The 20,709-nt window shown below is 61.8% G+C and carries 14 protein-coding genes and 2 pseudogenes; 6 read left to right on the top strand and 10 right to left on the bottom strand.

The window, feature by feature from the left end; translation table 11 throughout:
* Positions 1 to 39: 39 nt before the first annotated feature.
* Entirely contained in the window at positions 40 to 1,806 is a 1,767-nt protein-coding gene (locus DEIDE_RS16585; RefSeq protein ID WP_012694892.1) for a hypothetical protein, read from the bottom strand.
* Between the two features lie 338 nt (positions 1,807 to 2,144).
* On the opposite strand from DEIDE_RS16585, the pseudogene DEIDE_RS19710 reads away from it, so the two are divergent.
* A pseudogene (locus DEIDE_RS19710) lies at positions 2,145 to 2,423 on the top strand (IS630 family transposase); the annotation flags it as partial.
* A 404-nt stretch (positions 2,424 to 2,827) separates the two neighbouring features.
* On the opposite strand, the gene DEIDE_RS18260 reads toward DEIDE_RS19710, so the two are convergent.
* The 5 genes from DEIDE_RS18260 to DEIDE_RS16555 all read right to left on the bottom strand — a co-directional run bounded on the left by DEIDE_RS18260 (position 2,828) and on the right by DEIDE_RS16555 (position 9,094).
* Entirely contained in the window at positions 2,828 to 3,739 is a 912-nt protein-coding gene (locus tag DEIDE_RS18260; RefSeq protein ID WP_012694890.1) for a proline iminopeptidase-family hydrolase, read from the bottom strand.
* Positions 3,740 to 3,856: 117 nt separating this feature from the next.
* Complete coding sequence (locus DEIDE_RS16570) at positions 3,857 to 5,788, bottom strand: M14 family zinc carboxypeptidase (RefSeq protein WP_049760569.1); 1,932 nt, start codon at positions 5,786 to 5,788, stop codon at positions 3,857 to 3,859.
* Positions 5,785 to 6,654, bottom strand: coding sequence for an ABC transporter permease (locus DEIDE_RS16565; protein WP_012694887.1), 870 nt, complete (start codon positions 6,652 to 6,654; stop codon positions 5,785 to 5,787). Before DEIDE_RS16565 ends, DEIDE_RS16570 begins: the two co-directional genes overlap by 4 nt.
* 1 nt (position 6,655) lies before the next feature.
* Complete coding sequence (locus tag DEIDE_RS16560) at positions 6,656 to 7,579, bottom strand: ABC transporter permease (RefSeq protein WP_012694886.1); 924 nt, start codon at positions 7,577 to 7,579, stop codon at positions 6,656 to 6,658.
* Positions 7,580 to 7,585: 6 nt separating this feature from the next.
* Complete coding sequence (locus tag DEIDE_RS16555; protein WP_012694885.1) at positions 7,586 to 9,094, bottom strand: ABC transporter substrate-binding protein; 1,509 nt, start codon at positions 9,092 to 9,094, stop codon at positions 7,586 to 7,588.
* A 420-nt stretch (positions 9,095 to 9,514) separates the two neighbouring features.
* Between DEIDE_RS16555 and DEIDE_RS16550 the strand changes: the two genes are divergently transcribed.
* From DEIDE_RS16550 to DEIDE_RS16535, 4 genes are all read left to right on the top strand, one after another.
* Entirely contained in the window at positions 9,515 to 9,982 is a 468-nt protein-coding gene (locus DEIDE_RS16550) for an Lrp/AsnC family transcriptional regulator (RefSeq protein ID WP_012694884.1), read from the top strand.
* A 232-nt stretch (positions 9,983 to 10,214) separates the two neighbouring features.
* Positions 10,215 to 11,534, top strand: a complete 1,320-nt coding sequence (locus tag DEIDE_RS16545; RefSeq protein ID WP_012694883.1) for a glutamine synthetase family protein — start codon at positions 10,215 to 10,217, stop codon at positions 11,532 to 11,534.
* 1 nt (position 11,535) lies between these two features.
* Complete coding sequence (locus tag DEIDE_RS16540) at positions 11,536 to 12,675, top strand: amidohydrolase family protein (RefSeq protein ID WP_012694882.1); 1,140 nt, start codon at positions 11,536 to 11,538, stop codon at positions 12,673 to 12,675.
* A 242-nt stretch (positions 12,676 to 12,917) separates the two neighbouring features.
* Positions 12,918 to 14,420, top strand: a complete 1,503-nt coding sequence (locus DEIDE_RS16535; RefSeq protein WP_162485734.1) for a peptidoglycan D,D-transpeptidase FtsI family protein — start codon at positions 12,918 to 12,920, stop codon at positions 14,418 to 14,420.
* Positions 14,421 to 14,874: 454 nt separating this feature from the next.
* Here DEIDE_RS16535 and DEIDE_RS18810 read toward each other — a convergent pair.
* The 3 genes and pseudogenes from DEIDE_RS18810 to DEIDE_RS16520 all read right to left on the bottom strand — a co-directional run.
* Positions 14,875 to 15,257 (bottom strand): annotated as a pseudogene (locus tag DEIDE_RS18810) (aldehyde dehydrogenase family protein); the annotation flags it as partial.
* Between the two features lie 132 nt (positions 15,258 to 15,389).
* Positions 15,390 to 15,806, bottom strand: coding sequence for a hypothetical protein (locus tag DEIDE_RS19305; protein WP_162485733.1), 417 nt, complete (start codon positions 15,804 to 15,806; stop codon positions 15,390 to 15,392).
* Positions 15,807 to 16,043: 237 nt separating this feature from the next.
* Positions 16,044 to 17,528, bottom strand: coding sequence for an ABC transporter substrate-binding protein (locus tag DEIDE_RS16520; RefSeq protein ID WP_012694878.1), 1,485 nt, complete (start codon positions 17,526 to 17,528; stop codon positions 16,044 to 16,046).
* A gap of 741 nt (positions 17,529 to 18,269) precedes the next feature.
* On the opposite strand from DEIDE_RS16520, the gene DEIDE_RS18255 reads away from it, so the two are divergent.
* A complete protein-coding gene (locus tag DEIDE_RS18255) occupies positions 18,270 to 19,259 on the top strand; it encodes an ankyrin repeat domain-containing protein (RefSeq protein ID WP_162485732.1) in 990 nt (329 codons plus the stop codon).
* A gap of 507 nt (positions 19,260 to 19,766) precedes the next feature.
* Here DEIDE_RS18255 and DEIDE_RS16505 read toward each other — a convergent pair.
* A complete protein-coding gene (locus DEIDE_RS16505; RefSeq protein ID WP_049760578.1) occupies positions 19,767 to 20,708 on the bottom strand; it encodes a succinylglutamate desuccinylase/aspartoacylase family protein in 942 nt (313 codons plus the stop codon).
* Between the last annotated feature and the right edge of the window lies 1 nt (position 20,709).

Below are 20,709 nucleotides of genomic sequence, written 5' to 3'. Positions count from 1 at the left end.
GTGCTGAGACGCTGGTGCGCTTGCCGAGACCCACTTCCATCAGCGCCCTGGTGGAGTGATGGGGACGAGAGGCACGGGGCGGGGCACCACCTTCTGCACCGGCTCACCTTGAATGATGGAACCGCAGCGAACCGCCTCGCCAGTCTGGCGCATGAACAGGCGGATGTACGCGCCACAGTTTATGGCAGGCGCAAGCTGGTAAGGAGCGTTATTGAGCCATTCGTTGTGCCCGTCAAGGGAACGGATGAAGCCCAGCATGACGTTAGGCGTACTCAGTACCTGCGTGGCTCCCAGGTCCCGAAGCAGACGGTTGATCTCCGCAGGCGGTAACAGCACCAGCTTGCTGATGGTCACGGTGTTGTAACCCGCCGGGAACACTTGGTAATCGAAACGTGCAGACGGATTGGCAAACCCGTCGTCCGCAATGCGCAACTCGCCACGGTTCATCTGGCGCAAGGTGGTTTTCTGACCGCCAGGCGTGGCCATCACCCGGTCAAAGTGCACTTCCGGGCTGGTCACATATGCTTTGAGCTCCTCGACCGTCAGCCCGAAAGCCTGCCGGAGCAGCGAGTTGAGGAGGTCGCGTTTCATCTGCTCGACGGCCTCGCGGATGAAGGCAGGGAACAACGCGGACAGCACGCTGTTGATCAGCCCCAGGCTTCCACCCACCGCGTCCGGAGCACCAGACATGGACAGCAGGTGGTCATAGACGTATTGTTCCGCCACCTTCTGCGCCCGCGCTGTGTCCACACCGCCGGTGTTGTACACCAGAGCCCGCGCGAGCTCATGACTCACGCCCGGCCAGGCCCTCAGTCCATCGTCAATGTCCTTGATCCAGTACTCCTTGTACGTAATCGGCGCGGCATTCACGGCCATGTACGCTGCTTTCTCCGCCTGAATCACCCCGGCCTGCGTGACCAGCAGCGTGGCACTACACCCAAAATCCAAGGGCTTGCACCGCGCGGCCGCAGCCAGCTTGTCCGCGGACCGGCGGTCGAAGTCGGCCTTGCGCCGGTAATATTCATCCACGTCACGCTGCAGGCCCGCACGCAGATCCGAGTACACCCGCGGCACCGACGTGGCCGCTCCCGACCCGGTGAGCAACTGATCACGCAGTACCGACCCGGGCCGGGCATCCACCATCCGCCGGTAAATGAAGTCCGACACCCCATCAATCGACACGCTGTTCTCATTCACGGGCCGGCCCGCTGCATCCACAGGAGGGGGGGTCCGTTTGGCCACGTACCCTTCCAGTACGATGTGCCGCACCGCATTCGGTCCCAGGGCGAACTCGCCGCCCGTGTAGGCATTCACGAAGGTATGACCGTACATGTCGCCTGCCGCATGCGTGAGGTAACCCACCACGAACGCCTTGATGGCCAACCGGTTCCCGCCTCCCTCGGCTGCCGCGCTGTCCCACAGGTACTGGAGCCAGCTGTTCGCTCCCCCTGGCGCGTCCGGGCGCTTCGGCAGGCTCTCGTCCGGGTGAATGACCTGCTGACCGGTCAGCAGGTCCGGGTAGGCATCCGGACCCAGGACCCCGGCGCGGTACTGCGCGGGGGCCGCCCGCAAGGCCGCCAGGATCTCAGGGTCCACGGCGTAGTCACGGCAGTCGCCTGCGATGGTTCCTGCCTCATAGTTGGTGCGGCAGATGGTGACCCGGCCGTCGCTGACTGCGTCTGTGAGGGCCTGCTCAGCGAAGTAGATGTGAGTGCTGGGCTTCCAGGCCATCGCACTGGATGCCAGGGCTGCACCGAGGATAAGGAGGGCTCGGCGACCGGGCCGCGAGGATGAGGTGGGGGTCATGGTGGGGTCCCTCCAGTCCGCCAAGAGCGGGTATTGAGCGATGTCGTCCAGGCAGTTTGAGCGGGAGCATCAGTTTCTGGGGCCGTCCTCCTCTTGACGCTGATGAATCTGGTGCCAAAAGCCTAAGAGGCCAGGCGTGGCAACAGCGTGGCAACTTCAAGGGTGGGGACAGCCAATCTCGTGCGCATCCTCCAGAAGATGCAATGGTGACGGCGCAGAACACTGACAGCAGCGTTCTGCCGGCGTGAGAAATGGCCGGCTCAGCCTTTAGTGCTGGCAGTCGAGACGCACGCGGGAACTGGGGTCGGCAACGGTGTAGCGCAGGGTCGCGTCAGGACTGGCTCCTGGGATACCCGCGCTTCCAGCTGCATTTCACGCCGACCAGTGGGTCATGGTTGAACCTGATGGAGTGTTGGTTCTCGCTGCTCACTACCCGACAGCTCAGGCGGGGCAGCTTCACCAGCACGCAGGACTTGGAGACCGCGATTGAGCGATACATTCAACAGAACAACGATGATCCGAAGCCCTTTATCTGGACGAAAACGGCGGATCAGATTCTGGAGAGTGTGCGCAGATTCTGCAAGAAGCAGCTGCAGCGGACAGAACAGAGGACGTAAGTATCGGAGTCGAGGAAGCACCGGATGGTGAATAATCGCAAATATAAAACGGTTCAGTGTCAGCTACTTCTGACAGCACAGCAAACCTTGGAGGGTGGTGAGATCAGTAATGACTGTATGCCCAGGATGCGAGCAAGACGACGTCATGTCTGCGAAAATTACCAAGTACGGGAAAGAGTTAATTTACTGACCAGAGTGCGAAGCATGATGTGACAGCCCTGCTGCACCTGCCAGTACAAATCAATGATACGGCTTGACTTTTGCAGACCTTACAACGCTGTAAGAAGTATACAAGCTCAGCTATTCTGATGTCGCAAATGCTAGTACAGAGCAGATACCCACCACGAAGATGATTATCGTGCTGGGTATCTAAAAAACTGTCTAAGTTTTGCTGAATCAAACCACTAAACCGAAGTGATCCACTGTATGGCGCTATCATGCCCGAAAAACTCTCTAATTACCTGCAGGAACTCGTCCGGTTGCTCGAGATGAACGCAGTGGGTACCACCCTCAAACACCTTCAGCTGCCCCCGTTCACACATGTCCGCATACCGCCTCAACGTTTCTGGCCGCGCTTCATCCGCGCTGCCACACGTGAACAGCACAGGGCATCGCAGGGTGCGCAGCACACCCGAACAGTCGGCTCCTTCCAGGTTGCCGGTCTGCGTAAACTCGGTTGGCCCCCACATCAGGTGGTAAGCAGGAGATGCCGCCAGCTGCTCTACAGCGACCTGCAATTCTGGTGGCCAGGGCTGCAGATGACAGAAGTAGGTGCGGTAAAACTGCGCTTCAGCCGCCACATATGCCGGGTCCTCCTGCGGTTTGTTCAAGTCGTCTGCGTACGGCTCGGGCAGAGCGCCCGTCAGGACAGCCATGTCGGCCATCCAATCGCTGGTGGCCACCAGTGGGCTGGCCAGCAGCAGTGCACTGGCCGTATGCGGAAAGCAACGCTGATGGTGAAGCGCGAGCAGACCACCAAATGAATGTCCCAACAGGACAAACGATTTGATTCGCAGCGTATCGAGCAGGACCTGGAGGTCCGCAGTAAAAGAATCCAGGGTCAGCGCTGACATGGGCACGTCCGAGGTGGACCGCCCACATCCAAGCTGATCGTAGAACACCACCGTGGTGAAGTCTGCCAGGGCGCTCAGCGAGTGCAGGTAAGTGCTGGGGCATCCGGGACCACCGTGCAGCACGATAACCGGAGGCCGGTTCGCGGGGCCAGGATGGACCCTGTACCAGAGCTGTCCATGTTCGACTGAACAAAATCCCTCCCATGGCTCCTGAGTTTGCATCTTGTGAGCATGCGGTTGCATGGTTGACTCCTCCTCAGGGAGACCGCGCCGGAGCAGAACCTCCTCTGGACGTCGTCACCTGCATGTTCTGGCCCCGGACTGTGCGTGCGGGCAACAGCCAGTGATCTGACGTGCAGGTTATGTACAGGACTCTGGCTGCCCGTCTCCGCGCAGCGTGTGGCCAATCGCCGCCAGGCAGACGCTGAGGTGCGCCTGAACGCACGAACGGAAGCGGGCGCCGTAGATGGTTTCGTCAGGTGCTTCGGTGATGACTGTAAGCGGGCACAACGCCGATGGCTGCTCGGTGAGGATAAAGGGGAGGCCGCCGATCAGTTCGTAATGCGGCGTCAGGACATGCGCCGTACTCGCCCGGAGGGCTGCCTGAGCATGTTGTACGACCTCTGGTTCCTGCTGGAGACGCTGCGCGATGGCTTCAGCCAGCAGCCGCGCCGGTTTGTCATGACCGGGCCAGTACCAGACAATGGTGATGAAGCCGGCCGGCAGCGCCCATGATTCAAAGCCGTGCGGGGCGTAGCCGCTGTACGGACGGACCCACTCGTGCGCGGGGTACCCGTGCAGGTTGAGGTGCAGGTTCGCGCCGACTTGCTCCTGAGCCCACGCGCGGGCGCCCGCTTCCCAGCGGCGGTCCCCCTGACGCAGACGCGCCTCCAGGTCATCTCCCAGAGACGTGTACCGCGCGGCGTGATGCATGTGATTGGGGGCCAGCTGGGTCAGGGCGCGGTGCAGAAATGCCCCGTCGGGGTTCTCCAGCGGAAGCAGGGCAAAATTCACAGGCATGCCGGCAAGATGAGAGAGGAGGTTTAAGGCCGCGACCGGCCCGGTGGTTTCGTTGGCGTGCTGACCTGCAGTGATCAGGACGCTCCCTGCAGCGCCGGGGGTCGACCGGAGGACCGCGGGAACCGGCCGGCCGTCCACACTGTGGGCTGGCACATGCCATTCCAGCTGATGACGGTCGGCAGCGGCGCGGGCGTTGGCCCAGATCTGGCCGGGCGGCGCAGGTCGGTCCTGCAGGACCGACTCGGGGTCCGCCGTCACGCTGTGAGATGCACCCGGCCGGTGAAGTTCCGCCGGGGAGCTGGCCCATTCCGTGAGCGTGACACGAGCCCAACCATCCTGCCCAGGAACAGCGTGAGCCACAGGAACGATGCGGCCCGGAGTGAGCGTACGCGCGCCGGGCGGCGTGGACGTGTGCCGCTTCAGGGCGTCCACCGTGCCGAAGTACACCTCCTCGGTCAGGGCTTCAGTCATGCTGATTCGCTCGTCCAGGACATCCAGGGCAAGGTCTGGTTCAGACAGCTGCAGTGTGACCGCCAGGTTCCGGAACACCAGCCCGTCATCCCGCCGGTCGGCCAGTTCGAGCACAGCGGGCAGGACCGTCGCGACGTACCAGTCCCAAAAAGCCTCCCCGTCCGTCTCCAGACGCTGATCAAGCACGTCTGCCCCTTCGGCCTGGACGGTCAACCAACCGGTGGGGCCCAGCACCATTCGGCCGTCTGGGGCCTGCCGTTGAAACAGCGGCGTGAAGCACGTGCCGTGCCAGAGTTCGCGCTCGCCCCTCCACAACGTGGCCTGGTAGTAGGGACGCCCAACAGGTCCCGGAACAAATTCGGCTTCGACGCCTTCCCGTTCAAACACGGCAGCAAGTGGATACGCTTCTTGAAGGAAGCGGCCTTGGGGCGCCTCTGACAGCACCGGATAGGTCAGGGTGACGCGGTCGGCCTGGGCCCGGCGCCAGAGCGGCTGCACTTCCTCCGTGATCCAGAAGTAAGCGGTCTTGTATGCACTTCTGACCCGCGCCGCGCAACCTGGTCCGGCGGCGCGGACGATGGAGGTCCGCAGCGCTGCCCGGGTCTGCGGTGATTCCGACACGTACGCCAGAACGTGATGCGGCTGATGGGCGAGGCGCAGCGCCGAGAGGAGCTCCATCAGCCGCTGCCCTTCCCAGGGAAAGTGCTGTTCCCAGACGCGTCTCTGCCCGCGTGTCGCGGAGGGTTCGTAATGCTGGTCCTGCTGGGGCGGGGTGAGCGGGCCGGGTGGGGCTGAGGTCATGCGTGTCTCCCATGAGGATCGAGATGGTCGCGGAGCCAGTCGCCGAGAAGGTTGAATCCCAGCACGGTCAGCGTGATTGCCACGCCGGGAAACACCGACACCCACCACGCGCTCTGAAGGTAGGTGCGGCCGTCGGCGAGCATGCCCCCCCAGGACGGCACCTGCGGATCCACGCCCAGGCCCAGGAATGTCAGTCCGGATTCCAGCAGGATGTTGTTGGCAATATTCAGGGTCGCCAGGACAATCACGGGGCCTAAGGCGTTTGGAACGATATGCCGGAAGATCATGCGGCTGTTGCTGGCCCCGAGCGCATTGGCGGCCTGGACGTATTCCCGGTCGCGCAGCGCCAGCACCTGACCGCGCACCAGACGGGTGTACTGGGCCCACTGGGACGCGACCATAACCGCAATGAGCTTCCACAGGCCGGGGCCCAGGATGGCGATCACAGTCATGGCCAGCAGGATGAAGGGAAAGGCCAGCTGAATGTCTGCCAGGCGCATCAGAAAGGCGTCCAGTTTGCCGCCGTAGAATCCGGCGAACAGGCCAAGCAGGATGCCGATGAGGGCTGAGAGCGTCACCGACACGACACCGACCAGTAAGGAAATGCGTCCGCCGTACACGACCCTTGCCAGCACATCGCGGCCAATGGGATCAGTGCCCAGCGGGTGGTCGCTGGACAGTGCCGGAGGAGTGAGGCGCGCCGTCAGGTCCATTGTGTCGGTGCCGGCAGGAAACAGGAGGTTGGCGAGGAGGACCACGCCCAGAACGCCTCCGGTCAGCAGCAGTCCGATGACCAGGTCCGGCGTCCAGCGCCTCAGGGCATGCCGGGCGCGCGCGCGGGTGGAAGGGGGAGCAAGGTCAGTCATATCACTCCAGCCGCACGCGAGGGTCAAACAGACCATAAGAAAGGTCGACCAGCAGATTGACCAGCACGACCAGAACCGCCAGAACCGTGACGGTGCCCTGCAGCACCGGATAGTCGCGGTTGGAGATGGCATGCAAGGCGAGTGAGCCCAGCCCCGGCCAGGCGAAGACCTGCTCGACGATCACGACCCCACCGATCAGTCCGCCAAACTGGAGGCCGACGAACGTGATCATAGGAATCGCGGTGTTCCTCAGGGCGTGTTTGTACAGCACGCGCCGTTCGGACAGGCCTTTGCTGCGCGCCACGGTAACGTACTGACTACTGAGCACGTCCAGCAGTGAAGCGCGCAGCAGGCGCACGGTGGTCGAAGTCAGGATCAGGCCAAGGGTCACGCTGGGCAGGATCAGCGAGGCGGCGCTTTCATATCCGGACACCGGAAGCCAGCGCAGGGTCACGCCGAAGATCAGGGCGAGCATGATGCCCAGCCAGAAGTTCGGGAAGGAGAGGCCGAGCAGAGAGAAGAAGCGCACGGCCTGGTCTGCCCAGCTGCCCTTGTGCACGGCCGCATGAATCGCCAGCGGCAGGGACAGCAGCACAGAGAGCCCCAGCGAGCACAAGGCGAGCAGCATGGTCGGAGGCATGGCCTGAGCGATCAGAGACCGGACGGCTGTTTCCCCGCGGAAACTGGTGCCCAGATCCCCGGTCACAACACCCGACAGAAAGTCCCAGTACTGCACCAGAAACGGGCGGTCCAGTCCCATTGCCTGCCGAATTTCCCTCAGCTGCTCTTCCGTGGGTGCCGACGCCCCCTGGAACTGCGCCACGGCCGGGTCTCCAGAGAACCGGAGCATGACAGCCACCACCAGGGTCACGAACACCACCACCAGCGCGGCCTGGAACAGTTGCGAGAGCAGATAGCGTGCCACAGGGCGTCACTTCACACTGACAGTGCGCAGGTGCAGCAGGCTGTCACTCGGCGCCTGGAAGCCCTGCACACGTTTGCTGACACCCCACAGGTCCTGCTGGTTGTACAGCGGGATGTCAATTGCCTGTTCGTGGGTGAAGCGGGCGATGTCACGCAGGATCACGAGGCGCTGCTTCTGGTCACTCATGGTGTGCTGCTTGTCCAGCATCGCGTCAAGGGTTTTGTTGCTGTAGTCCGGGTTCCAGAACTGCTTGCTGTGGTACAGCAGGTATGCGGTGTTGTCGAAATCAAACGTCCATCCGCCCCAGCCCATCTGGTACGCGTTGCTGGTCTTGTTTTTGGGAATGATGTCGCTGTAGAAAGTGTTCGTCTCGTACGTCTTCAGTTCCGGTTTCAACCCGGCCGCCTGAAAGAACCCGGCAACGGCCTGCGCCACCTCGCGGAACACTGCGTCCGTCCCGATAAAGTCAATGCCGATGGGCGTGCCGGGCTTCACGCCGGCTTCAGCCAGCAGCGCCTTGGCCTTGGCAGGGTCGTACGGGTACGGCTTGAGATTCGGGTCGTACCCATACGACTTGGACGACTGGAGAGACGCGATTGGGCTGGCGTAGCCCTGGAGGATGCTCTTGATAATGGCGTCGCGGTCCACGGCGTGGTTCAGCGCCCGGCGCACCCGGACGTCCTTGGTCAGGCTGTGGCTGACGTTAAAACGCAGGGCCTGCACGGTAGGGCTGGGCACCGCCTGCAAGGAAAGCTTGCTGTTGCCTTTGACGGTAGCGGCCTGCGCCACCGGGATCGCAGTGGCGATGTCAACCCGGCCAGACTGGAGTTCTGCCACGCGGGTGGCGGGTTCCTCAATAAACCGGAAAGTCAGGTTGGCCACTTTCGGCTTGCCGCCCCAGTAGCCGGGAAAGGCCTGAAGGCGGATGGACTCGCCGTTTTTGTACGACACGAACTGAAACGGACCGGTGCCTACCGGGTGCGTGTCGAAATAGGCGGCGCCCTTCTCCTTGATGTATCTGGGCGGCACGATCATGGCGCCGTACCCCGCCAGTTTGGTGAGCAGCACCGGATCGGACTGCGCGAGGATAAAATCCACCGTATAGGGATCGACGACTTTGACCTGCTTGATGGACGTGTAGTTGGCTTGCTGCGGGCCTTTCTTGCCTTCAGCGCCGAGCAGGCGGTCGAAGGAGAATTTGACGGCATTGGCGTTGAACGGTTCGCCATTATGAAATTTGACGCCTTTGCGAAGGGTGAACCGCAGGGTTTTGCCGCCGTTCAGGTAGGTCCACTTGGTGGCCAGGCCTGGCTGAAGCTTCAGATCGGGGGTCCGGATAATCAGTCCATCGTAGATGTTGTGCGCCACGGTGCCCCACGCGATGAGAAAGGTATCGATCGGGTCCCAGTTCTGGGGGTCCTGGGCCGTCGCGACGGTCAGGGTGCCGGTTTGGGCCTGTGAAACGCTGGCGGTGCCAAGTAGTGCCGTGACGAACAACGCGGTGAATCGCATCATGATGTCCTCCTGAGGCCGTGCGGGGGCGGGCGGGTTCGGATCCTGGCGTGGCCTACTGGGGCTGGTCCTGCTGACGTCCTGAACACCGCCGCGTCAAGGACGACGCCGGAGAGCAGTCCGGCTGGCAAAAAAATAGGTCGAATTGCGGCGAATGTTAACGCAGAATCACCGAAACCTCAAGACCCGGAACGATTCGTTCCAGTTCTGATCGCTGCGGTGTATTTTGGTTTCTCGTCCGCGGAGCGCGCAGGGACGGGCCAGGGGCTCCTTCACGTCGCCCGGCGGTGGTTGAGGAGGTTGAGGCGACTCCTGTGATGTGTTAAAAAACAACCCTCACCCTAGCTCCGGTCACTAATCGTCACTCAAATGACCTGTTCAGTGCGCGTGCCTTAAAATCCGGCACTTCTACGAGGAGACCACATGGACGATACGGACACGCACCTGCTTCGCCTCCTTCAGCACAATGCCGACACCAGCCATGCCGAACTCGGGCGGCAGGTCGGTCTGTCCGCCACGGGTGTCCACAAACGGCTGCGGCGCCTGCGAGAGGACGGCGTCATCAAACGAACTGCCATCGTCCTGGACCGCGCCAAACTGGGTCTGGACCTGATGTGCTTTCTGAAGGTAAATTTCAAGAACAACCTCGCCTCACCGAATCTGGACGAGCTGCACGGCGCTGTGAGCGCGCTGCCGGAAGTTCTGGAGTGCTACACCTTAACCGGAACGAATGACGCCATTGTCAAAGTCGCCGTGCGCGACCATGTGGCCCTGCGGGAATTTCTGCAACGCTTCAGCGAGGCGCAGTCCATTATCGAACGTGTAGAGACCTGCATCGTGCTGGAGGAAATCCGCGAGGGGAACGACTACGCCGTCCCGAAACCGCAATGACGTCCCACACCCCAGGGGCTTCTTCGCAGTTCCGGCCGTTTCCACTCCACAGCCGCTTCCAGCCGGGCCAGCCTCCCACAAGCGACGGACCCTGGCCACCCTTCGGCCGGCCCAGTTCCCTTACCGCACGCGGCTCGACTGCTGACGACGAGCACCTTGGCGAGGCGGCCAGCCGGGCTGGTGCCCTTTGGCCCCGTGCTGCCGGTCAGGCCGTCACAGACACGGAGGAGTCATGAACATTCAGCAGTTGCGGGAAGCGGGCGTGCAGTACGTGCGCATCCTGTGGACCGACCACGCCAACCTGATCCGGGCCAAGGCTGCGCACCTCTCTCTCCTCGACGCTGGCCTTCCCGACGGCGTCGGTATTGCTGCTGCTCAGCTGGCCCTGCCGGTGATGGCGGACGTGGTGGTGCCTGGCGCGGGCCTCGGGCCGGTCGGGGAAGTGCGTCTGGTGCCCGACTGGGACACGCTGACGGTGCTTCCTTACGCACCGGCCCAGGCCCAGGTCCTCGGCGACCTGCGCCTGGGAGCGGGCCCGTGGGATTGCTGCCCACGCGCTTTTCTGCGTGAACAGATCCGTGCTGCGGCGCAGTTCGGCCTGACCGTGAACGCCGCGTTCGAGAACGAATTTTTCCTGCTCCGCCGCGACAATGGCAGCTATACGCCCGCGGACACCACCGTCTTCGCGCACACGTCCGGGTTCAACCGCCATGCGCGCTTCATGCTGGACCTGAGTGCCGCGCTCGAAGCCCAGGGACTGCAGCCCGAGTTCTACTACCCGGAGGCAGGACCAGGGCAGCAGGAACTCTCGGTCCGGTACTCGGACGCGCTGCAGGCTGCAGACCAGCAGATTACCTTCCGTGAAACGGCGCGCGGCGTGGCGGAAGCGCACGGCCTCGTGGCCAGTTTTCTGCCTAAACCGTTTGAAGGGGTGGCCGGAAGCGGATGTCACCTCAATCTGAGCCTCTGGCGCGACGGAGCCAACGCCATGGCCGACCCGCACCACCCGACCGGCATCAGCCGTGAAGGCCAGCATTTCCTGGCGGGCGTGCTGTTTCACCTCCCGGCCCTGTGCGCCCTGAGCGTCCCCAGTCACAACTCGTACCATCGCTTGCGTCCGCACTTCTGGGCTGGCGCGTACACGGCGTGGGGCTACGAAAACCGTGAAGCGGCGCTCCGCGTCAGCCGCGCAGGACACGCCTGCAGCCGTTTTGAACTCAAGACGTCGGATGCCAGCGCCAACCCGTACCTCGCGCTCGGCGCACTGATCGCTGCCGGTCTGGACGGCATCGAACAACAACGGCCTCTTCCGGCGGAGGCGGTTGGGGACCCGGCGCTGATGAGCGAGGAGGCCCGCCGGGCGAGTGGTATCGAGCTGCTGCCCCAGTCGCTTCATGAAGCAGTCACCGCCCTGGAGCGCAACACCGTGCTGCTTGACGCCCTGGGGGAGGCGCGGTCTCGCGCGTACCTGGCGGTCCGGCGCGCTGAATGGACTGCCCTGAAAGACCTGAATCTCCCCGAAGAGCTTCAGCTGCTCGCGGAAAGGTACTGATATGAACCTCACTGATATCCCCATTTATGACCATCACGCTCACGCGCTGCTGCACGAACCGCTGTGGCGCGCCGGTCCGATCGAGCCGTACTTCACGGAAGCGACCGATCCGCTTATCCTCCAGCACTTCGCGCGCGACACCCTGTTTTTCCGAAGGTCCATGCGCGACCTGGCGGCCTACTACGGCTGCGCGCCGACCATGGACGCGGTGCTCGAGGCGCGGCAGAACCAGGATTATGGCGACCTGGCGCGGCACATGTTTCAAGACGCCAGGATCGACACGGTGCTGATTGACGACGGCGTCTGGCCGGACCGGTTGTGGAGCGTCCGCCAGAGTGCCGACCGGCTCCCCTGTGCCGTCAGGCGTGTCCTGCGCCTCGAGAGCGAGGTCGCATTGCTCGCTGCTGAGCACGACAGTGCCGCGGGCCTTCTCACCGCGCTCGAGACGCACCTGCGGCACCTCGCGCCTACCCTGGCGGGCCTCAAGAGCATTGCCGCATATCGCACCGGGCTCGATATCAGCCGGCCCACCGCACACAGTGTGGAAGCCGCGTTCACGGTGTTGAAGCGGGAAACCTCTCCAGGAGCCGTGCCCCGTGTGAACAGCAAACCGCTGATCGACAGCGTGGTGTGGACCGGCCTGCGCGTCGCCGTTGACACCGGCCTGCCGGTGCAGTTCCACACCGGGTACGGTGACCCCGACCTCGATATGCGCCTGGCCAGTCCACTGCATCTGCGCGGCGTGCTGGAAGCCCCGGAACTGCGCGGCCTGAAGGTCGTGATGCTGCACTGCTACCCCTACGTGCGTGAAGCCGGGTACCTCGCCAGCGTGTATGGCGGCGCCTACCTCGACCTCGGCCTCACAATTCCCTACACCAGCGTGACGGCCATGCGCACCGCCACGCTGGAGGCTCTGCATCTTGCCCCTGTCACCAAGGTGCTGTTCAGCACCGACGCGCAGCGGACGCCAGAACTGTACTGGCTCGCGGCCCGCTGGGGCCGCACCGTTCTAGGAGACGCGCTTGACCTGACGGTGAGGGACGGAGACCTGAGCCCGCAAGAAGCCGATTGGGCCGCCCGCCGTATCCTGCACGACAACGCCCGAGACCTGTACCCGTCTATCGTGGTTCGAGCGTCCTGACGCTGCAAGGTCAGGTCGGCAGCGGGGAGAGTTTCGGTGCTGTCTCCATGGTGCTCCATGTAAAAGGGCGCAAAATCATCAGGTAGGTAAACGCCCAAAGAACCTGGCGACCTCAGGATACCGGGGGACGCTCTCAGCGCGTTGCTCGTCGCTCAGCGCTCCCGTCGTTCTGGAGCGTGAACGTGACCGCTTCCCCTGTCACGGTGATGACAGAGTGCGGGAGCTATCCTTCACGGCAGACGATGGAAACCAAGATTAAATCACGCTCGATCTGGATGCTGCTGATAGGCATGTTTGCTTTCTGCTTCCTGGCGATCTCGTACGCGAGCGTGATGGCCCCGCTCTCACCGTTCGAGACCCGCGAGGGGCGCAAGCTTCCCACCCCCAGCGGACGCGGACGCATCCTGAGCGCCGATGGCCGGGTGCTGGCCGCCACCTTAGTCAAGGACGCGGGCACCTTCGCCCAGAAGGAGACGCGGGTGTACCCCAACGGGGATATGGCTGGGCAACTGCTCGGGGTCATGGGCGCCAGCGAGGGCCTCGAAGGCCTGGAACACGATTACCAGGACCATCTGGCGGCCGGCCAGGACCTCACGCTGACCATCGACACCCACCTGCAGGCCGTGACCGAAGCAGAACTGCAGAAGAAAGCCTTGGAAGAGCGTGCCGAGTACGCCGCGGCCATCGTGATGGAAACCAGAACCGGACGCCTCCTGGCCGTGGCCAGCTGGCCGCCCTCAAATCCTGGCAAGTGGAAAGAGACCCCCATGCGCAACCGGCGCAACCGGGCGTTTATCGACCGGTTCGAACCAGGATCGGTCATCAAGTCTCTAACCGTGGCCGCCGCCCTGGATGACGGCATCATCAAGCCGGATCAGGTCCTTGACACCCCCATGGCCCGGTACGTAGGCAAGAGGTGGGGCAGCACCATTCGCGACTCGGTGGCGCACGGGCCGCGCCTGACGATCCAGAACGTGCTGCGTTACTCCTCGAACGTCGGCATCAGCCACATTGTCGAGCCGTACACCAACGAGAAGTTCCGGGCTCGCCTCTCGCAATTCGGCATCGGCACCGCTCCCGAACTCCCGGTCGTCACGGCCAGTAACGGGATTCTGCGTCCCATCGAGCGCTGGGACACGCTGGTGCGCACCACCAACGGCTTCGGCCAGGGGATGTCCACCACGCTGCTGCAAATGGCCGTGGCGTACAACGTGCTGGGCAACCACGGCGTGTACCTCCCGCCGCGGCTCAACGCCGCAGATCCGGTGGGCACGGGCCGGCGCGTGGTGCGCAGCGAGACCGCCCGCACCGTGCGCGAGATGCTGCGCATGACCATCGAGCTGGGCATTCCGCACCGCGCGCTGCTCGAGGGCTACGACCTGGGGGGCAAGACCGGCACGGCCCAGTTCGCCACCGCCGGGGGGTACAGCAGCGAGATCTACGAATCAACCTACGCGGGCTTCTACCCCAGCACCAACCCTGAGATCACCATCGCCATCATGGCTCACGGCGCCAGGGGCGAGTACCATGGGGCCGACCTCGCGGCCCCCGTTTACCGTGAGATCGTCGCCAGCTACGCGTCCTCGCGCGGTCACCGGCCTGACCCCGGGCTTGAGGCTGAGCAGCGCGTCATTCAGATGGACCGCAACGAGGGCAAGTACCGTGACGGCACAGTGGACCGCGCGCCGATGCCCTCGCGCGAGGAACTCCTCAAGACCACCAGAGCCCAGGGCAGCGCACCCTGACAACCGGTGTGTCGCCGGGAAAATGTTCGAATACAGCGAGTCTGTCACCGCGAACACCGCGGATGAAATTAGTGTGTCACCGGTTCTCGTCAAGCGAAAGAACAGAGAAAAACCCGTTGCAAAGCTTTTGTTCGATCAGCCCGGCGTGCAGCGGTTCCCTGCTCTCACACTCCGCGTCAGGAGCTTGAATCCAACCGCAAATAGGTCACTTCCCAGACACGCTCCTGATGATCGGAAGCCTGCTCCCCTCACCTGAAGTTCAGGTAGGTGCCCCATCGTGGTTCACGCCGTACGTTTGTTGCCCGCAGGGCGCCTGCACGTGGTTGGATGCGGCGTCAACCGACGAACGGATTTTCGCGCCAAATCCACCCGGTACGAGAAGCGTGGGCACCGGCGAACGGTGTCCACGTGCCTGCAGCCCTATTGTCAATTTGAGCCTTCAACCAGACAAACCCTACGCCTGAGGCGCGTAGCCGAGCAGAGCCTTAATCTCCAGAAACTCGCTGAAGGCAAAGTCCCCCCACTCGCGCCCGTTGCCGCTCATCTTGTAGCCGCCGAACAGCGCCATCAGATCAAACGCGCCGTTGAGCACCACCTGTCCGGCACGCAGCTTGGCCCCGACCTTGCGACCTGCGTGAGATCGGCGCCGCTGACATAGGCCGAGAGGCCGTACTCGGTGTCGTTGCCAATCTCGACGGCCTGCTCGACCGAGTCATAGCCGAGAATCACGAGGACCGGCCCGAAGATTTCCTCACGGGCAATGGTCATGTCATTGGTCACGTTCGCGAAGACGGTGGGCCTGACGTAATACCTCCGCTCCAGCCCGGCCGGACGGCCAGTGGCGATGGTGTCTTCGGCCGCGGCTCTGAAGTGGGTCTATGCTCAGTTATTTTGGATCATCAAGAAGCTCTCGGCGCGTTCATTGTCACGCAGAACAACGCCCTGCTCGAAGGCGTAAATCGGATTGCCTCACCCCAGACCCCAAAATGCCCGCGGTTCATGAAACACCGCGAAAAAATGCGTGGCCAATACGGCCGCTTTCGCAGAAGGCACGTACTCAGCGAGGTGACCAATCTCAAACCCGCCCTTCAATTCATAGGTCAGGGCGTCAAGCGCTTCCTCAGCCGTGTACTCGCAGTCCTCGTCTCCCGGTGGCTCTCCGCTGAAGGGCTGTATCCGCGGATGGGCAATCTGGTACGCCGCAAGAGCGCTATGAGGGCCCAAGCTTTCGTAGAGGGCATTGAAAATGTCGCTCTGGCCCTTCCACCCTTGACGGAGAGCTCCGATGACCACGGGCTCAAGTTGGTAGTACCCGTCCATTCGTGGGTACTGGGAGACTTCAGTCTTCAGTTGCTCCAGGATCGAATCGTGGACAGGCTCCAGCACGCTTCACAGTATCGAAGCATATCCATGAGTCCACGCCCCAGGGGGTTTCGTAGACAGCGTAATGGTTATCGCCAGCAATCCGGCGAACAAGAATGGGGAAAGCTACATGGGGAAGTGATGGGTCCACCTCAAGAGACCAAAAATATTTCAGCAAGAAGGCCAGCACCGCAGATGCTGACCTAAAGGGCACCGCTGAATTGTTCCAAAGTACAGCAAGCGCTTACGTGAAAGACGACATTATTTAAGTACTACGTCTTTAAAGCGGAGGATACCATCAGGAATAGATTTCAGACCACTCACAGCCTTGGTGGTACCGTACATGTTGCTTTGGTGGTAGACCCAAATATAAGGCGTATCGCTAAGTACTTTACCAAGTGCCACGTTATAAGTGGCTTTACGAGCACTCATAGAGCTTTGTGCACGAGCCTTGGCAAGCAATGCATCCACTTCCTTGTTACTGTAACGGCCGTAGTTGTAAGTCCCGCCCGTTCTGACCCAATCATAAATATTACCATCAGGGTCAATTCGACCGCTCCAGTTCAGGAGCGCTGCATCAAAGTTGAAACTCGTCGCTCGGCTGCTCAGCGCACCGTTATCGACCAGCTCGATCTTCATATTGATGCCAGCTTCGGCCATCATTGCTTGATACACCTGGGTAAGCAGCGCGGTAGTCGTGCCGGTGGCGGCGATCATTGTGAAGGTGAGGTTACTTACTCCGGCTTGCTTGAGTTTCTTTCGAGCGTCAGCAATGTTCGGGGTAGGCACCTTGATGCTTGAGCTGTACGCAGGAGTGTTTGGGGGAAAAGGACCAGCGGCTGGCTTGGCGGTGTTTCGAAAAACCACCTGCGCAACAGCATTGCGGTCAATGGTGGCAGCGACAGCCTGGCGTACCAGCTTATTGTTAAAGGGAGCGCGGGTAGTGTTTAGCCAAATTCCTTGAAATCCCAGCGTGGGAATGCTGATTACATTGAATTTGTTATTGCTTTCAAGCTTCTCAACGTCTTTGGCATCTACCACTATGACTTGCGCCCCTCCGGACAGCAGGTTCGCGTACCGTACGTCACCGTCAGGAAACGGTCGGTAAACAAGCTTGTCTATCTTCGGTGCGCCATTCCAATACTCACTGTATGAGTTCAAAGTAATGTTGTCCTGCTGAGTTCGGCTGACAAATGAGAACGGTCCGCTGCCAACAGGCGCACGCCCGAAGTCAGCGCCAGACTTTGCCGCTGCAGTTGGTGAAACAATCATGCCAGCACGATCACTAAGTATCGCGAGTAACGGACCAAATGGCGCGTGCAGGTCAATGCGAACGGTGGTTGGGTTCACCGCCGTGATACTTTTGATTGCAGAAAGTTCGTTTTTCCGCGCGCTACCATCCATGTTCAAGCTGCGTTCCAGTGAGTACTTGACAGCGGCGGCATTGAGGGATGTGCCATCATGAAATTTAATTCCGCTCCGTAACGTGAGCGTGTACGTGAGGCCATTCGAGCTGATTTTCCAACTCCTGGCGACGGACGGAACGATTTTGAGGTTTTCGTCCACATCCACAAGGCGGTCAAATACCTGGTACAGCACGTGTCGGTCAACAGCCGCAGCCGACAAGACTGGATCGAGCCGAACCACGTCAGCATCCATGCCAACCGTAAGGGTTTGAGCGCCCGCAATGCTTCCGGCAAGCATAGTAAGCGTGATCAAAGACGATGATAATCTCGTGCTAAGCATGTTCGACTCCTTGTGAGCGAGTTAGAGGACCTTTAGTAGAGGCGAACGACGAGCCGCGGTTTCACTGACGTGTTCTCGGTGGATATCGTGGCGTTTGACTGCGCATGGATCTGAAATGAGTTGACCGTTCAGAAAAATGCATGTTGCTCGGGTCCGTTTTGACGGTCTTTGTGAACTTCAGCCTCGGCACCCCGCAGGTCAGCAATTCTTTACCGTTACGCCTGCAAAAACAGCACAGGGCGTTAGGACTCCTTCATTCATTCGGCCTCCTTCACGGACACATCAGACTGAAAGGAAGTGAGGCCGCCCATGAAGGTGCCTGAGAACCTGCCTTCCTTATAAAGGCGGTAGCCAGTTGCGAGGTTGTTATGTTCAACTATAACACCACAGGTATTCGAGTCAAGCTTCCTGGCAGTCTGATAGGGCCCGTTCAACTCCATGCGTGGCCTTCGCGATCTACAGATGGCTTGCTGTGACGCACCCGCCATCCCCAAGCGCAGCGTCCACGGCCTTCCGTTCTCCGCGCATGGCCGACCGGGAGAATGCGGTACCGCCGGCGACCGGCCTTCGCGGCAAAGTACACCTCCTGACCGCCTAGGACGCCCAGCATCCGTTAGTGATTCGTCAGAGGCCGGGCGGTACCCTCGGGTAACTTCATCCCAGAGGACCTTGCCTGACAAGCAACGCCTCGACCTGCAGGGAACGCTTCCGTGATCCGGACGCTGCGGAAAGGAGAATGTCGTGAACGCTCTATCGAAATCACGGACCTGGATGTGCATTGCGCTGATGTGCAGCGCGGCCCTGGCAGAGCAGAACCTCGCAGAAATGCAGCTCTCCAACGCCGCCAACTACTGTGACACCGCTCAGGCAATCGCGCTGATCGCACAGGGTGTGAACATCAATACCCGGAATTCCGGCGGCTACACACCCCTGATGATGGCCGCAAACTCCGGTTGCACGGACATTGCCCGGTTGCTGATCGCGCGCGGCGCTGATCTGAGCGTGAAAACGTCCGCCGGCTGGGATGCTGCTTACCTCGCGAAACTCAACAACCACCAGGCAGTACTGGCCCTGCTGACCACGCCCGCGCGCCCGCGCAGCACAGCCGCTGAGCCAGCCACACCACGGGCCCCGGCCGTCAAGACACCCTCACCGACCGCGGTACCAAGCGCGCCGACGAGTGCGCCGCCGAAGGCGCACACCGCCTGGCCGAAACTCGGGAAGTACAAGCCCGGCCAGAGCGTGCTGTATAGCGGAACGGCCGGGAAAACCTGGACGCGCGGCGTGATCCGCAGCATCGACCCGAAGTACGGGTATAACCTGACCGGAGTGACCGGCAGCGAGGACGCGAATTTCGTGGTGGGCGTGAACCGCGAGCCGTTCTGGACCGCCTGGTTCGTGGGAGATTGGCGCGTGAACGTCCCGGTCGCCGTAAATACCGTCGTCAGGGGCACCGACGTGTACCGCGTGTACAGTGGCGGGCTGCGCCTGCCACCCCTGCGCATCAATGCGGACGGAACGTACAGCTGGCGCGTCCAGTCGACCGGAGGCGAGCAGTTACTGCGTGGGCGCTGGGTCCCGAACCCGGACGGGCCGGGTGTACTGCTGCGTGCTGGCCCGCAGGGGGCGGACTGGCTGGTGTACAACAACTCCCGCACGGGGAGTGCACTGGGAGACACCATCATTATTTCCAGCGCCTGCTGCTCGCATTACGCCGGCTCACGCCTCTAAACTGGCTGCACCCCAGGATCAACAGGCCTCCAGCGCTAGGGCGTCCCTTTCTGGGGGTGGCTCAGGGCCCAGGACACGTTGAGAGAGATCACGCGAGGTTGAACCGGAAACATTCTGCTGATGGGGCTCACTTCACGCGGGTCACCTGCGTCAGCAGGACTGTGGTGGCCGCGCTGAGTTCGCGAACGAAAGCTTCCCGGTGCGGTCCTACTGCTGCGTGATCACCAGCAGCTTCGTGCTACTCCGCTCGACCACCTGCATGCCATGCTCTCTTTTCCAATGCTGTGTACCCGCGTCCCGAAAGGCTTTTAACGAAACCCTGAGCCGGCGCCGCGTTCGGCAGCCAGTATGCACCAAGAACCCCAGAGCGCCCGTGTCGTACCCCCGGTACCGGGCGCCCCTGAATGAGCCTTAGCCAGAGGCCCGAGGAAGCGTAATGACGCCAGAGAACAACCGGATGGTGGATGCAGAGCACAGGGCACTCCTTCTTGTGCCTCGCCGAACTGCTCAGCAGACCGGTGGGACAGAGGAAACACCGATACCGAGCAACGGATCCCCTTCGTTCATTGCGAGACTCGTCACGAGGAACAAAACGGTGCCACTCTCTGGCGCGCCGAAGGTGTGCAAGTCATTTCCGTTGATGTCCCTCAATGTTCCAATCTCCTGCCCTTTGGACACTGTGTCCCCAGCCGCCACTCTCGGGTGCCATAAGCCGGAAGCTGGCGCCGAAAGCCAGGCGAACTCATCGTGCTCGATGACTTCAGAAGACTGTTCAAGGTCGCATGACAGCATGCCAAGGTGACGCATGCCCTGACGAACTCCCCTCACCAGCAGGGTGACGTCGGCCGCCCTACGCAGGCCCTGACCGCCCGCCTCAGCGATGATGGCGGGAACACCATGCGTCCGGGTCACCTCAAACGTCATGCCGCGACTGTCGCTGGCAATCAGGTGCGGCAATCCAAACGCGAGCGCCAGCTGGCGTGACGGCTCATGGTCCCGCACGTAGACCGAGAACGGCTTCAAAGCCTCAACAAGGTCTCCGCCATGCAGGTCGATAAGCGCATCGGCTTGCGACAGAAACTCCTCGTGTAGCCACGAAGCCAGTTGTTCGGCGTAAGTTCCTCGCGCACGACCCGGAAACAGGCGGTTCAGGTTGCGCCCGTCAATGGGGTTCACGTAGATGCTGCGCTGCCAGAATGCACTGGGATTAACCATAGGCAGAACCACCAGCGTTCCTTGCAAATCAGACGGACTGGTCTGTGTGAGCTGGTAGGCCGCGTCGATGCTGGCGTACTCCGCGCCATGCACCCCGGCGGTCACCAGCAGGGTTGGACCGTCCTCTGCCCCGCGTACCACGGTGTACGGCACGCGTGTTCGGGTATTGAGTGGCGCGTCAAGCACTCCCCGCGCGACTGTCCCTGGGGGCGTGGACTGGATCAGGGTGTTCATG

The sequence above is a fragment of the Deinococcus deserti VCD115 genome, assembly GCF_000020685.1.
Classification (GTDB): domain Bacteria; phylum Deinococcota; class Deinococci; order Deinococcales; family Deinococcaceae; genus Deinococcus; species Deinococcus deserti.
The sequence above is the reverse complement of the archived record's forward strand: the minus strand, read 5'-3'. Positions and strand labels throughout refer to the sequence as shown.

What these genes read in the sequence shown, in the direction of transcription:
- DEIDE_RS16520 (WP_012694878.1), bottom strand. Translation starts at nt 17,528, where the DNA reads ATGCTTAGCACGAGATTATCATCGTCTTTGATCACGCTTACTATGCTT.
- DEIDE_RS16565 (WP_012694887.1), bottom strand. Translation starts at nt 6,654, where the DNA reads ATGACTGACCTTGCTCCCCCTTCCACCCGCGCGCGCGCCCGGCATGCC.
- DEIDE_RS16535 (WP_162485734.1), top strand. Translation starts at nt 12,918, where the DNA reads ATGGAAACCAAGATTAAATCACGCTCGATCTGGATGCTGCTGATAGGC.
- DEIDE_RS16555 (WP_012694885.1), bottom strand. Translation starts at nt 9,094, where the DNA reads ATGATGCGATTCACCGCGTTGTTCGTCACGGCACTACTTGGCACCGCC.
- DEIDE_RS18260 (WP_012694890.1), bottom strand. Translation starts at nt 3,739, where the DNA reads ATGCAACCGCATGCTCACAAGATGCAAACTCAGGAGCCATGGGAGGGA.
- DEIDE_RS16505 (WP_049760578.1), bottom strand. Translation starts at nt 20,708, where the DNA reads ATGAACACCCTGATCCAGTCCACGCCCCCAGGGACAGTCGCGCGGGGA.
- DEIDE_RS16585 (WP_012694892.1), bottom strand. Translation starts at nt 1,806, where the DNA reads ATGACCCCCACCTCATCCTCGCGGCCCGGTCGCCGAGCCCTCCTTATC.
- DEIDE_RS16550 (WP_012694884.1), top strand. Translation starts at nt 9,515, where the DNA reads ATGGACGATACGGACACGCACCTGCTTCGCCTCCTTCAGCACAATGCC.
- DEIDE_RS16570 (WP_049760569.1), bottom strand. Translation starts at nt 5,788, where the DNA reads ATGACCTCAGCCCCACCCGGCCCGCTCACCCCGCCCCAGCAGGACCAG.
- DEIDE_RS16540 (WP_012694882.1), top strand. Translation starts at nt 11,536, where the DNA reads ATGAACCTCACTGATATCCCCATTTATGACCATCACGCTCACGCGCTG.
- DEIDE_RS16545 (WP_012694883.1), top strand. Translation starts at nt 10,215, where the DNA reads ATGAACATTCAGCAGTTGCGGGAAGCGGGCGTGCAGTACGTGCGCATC.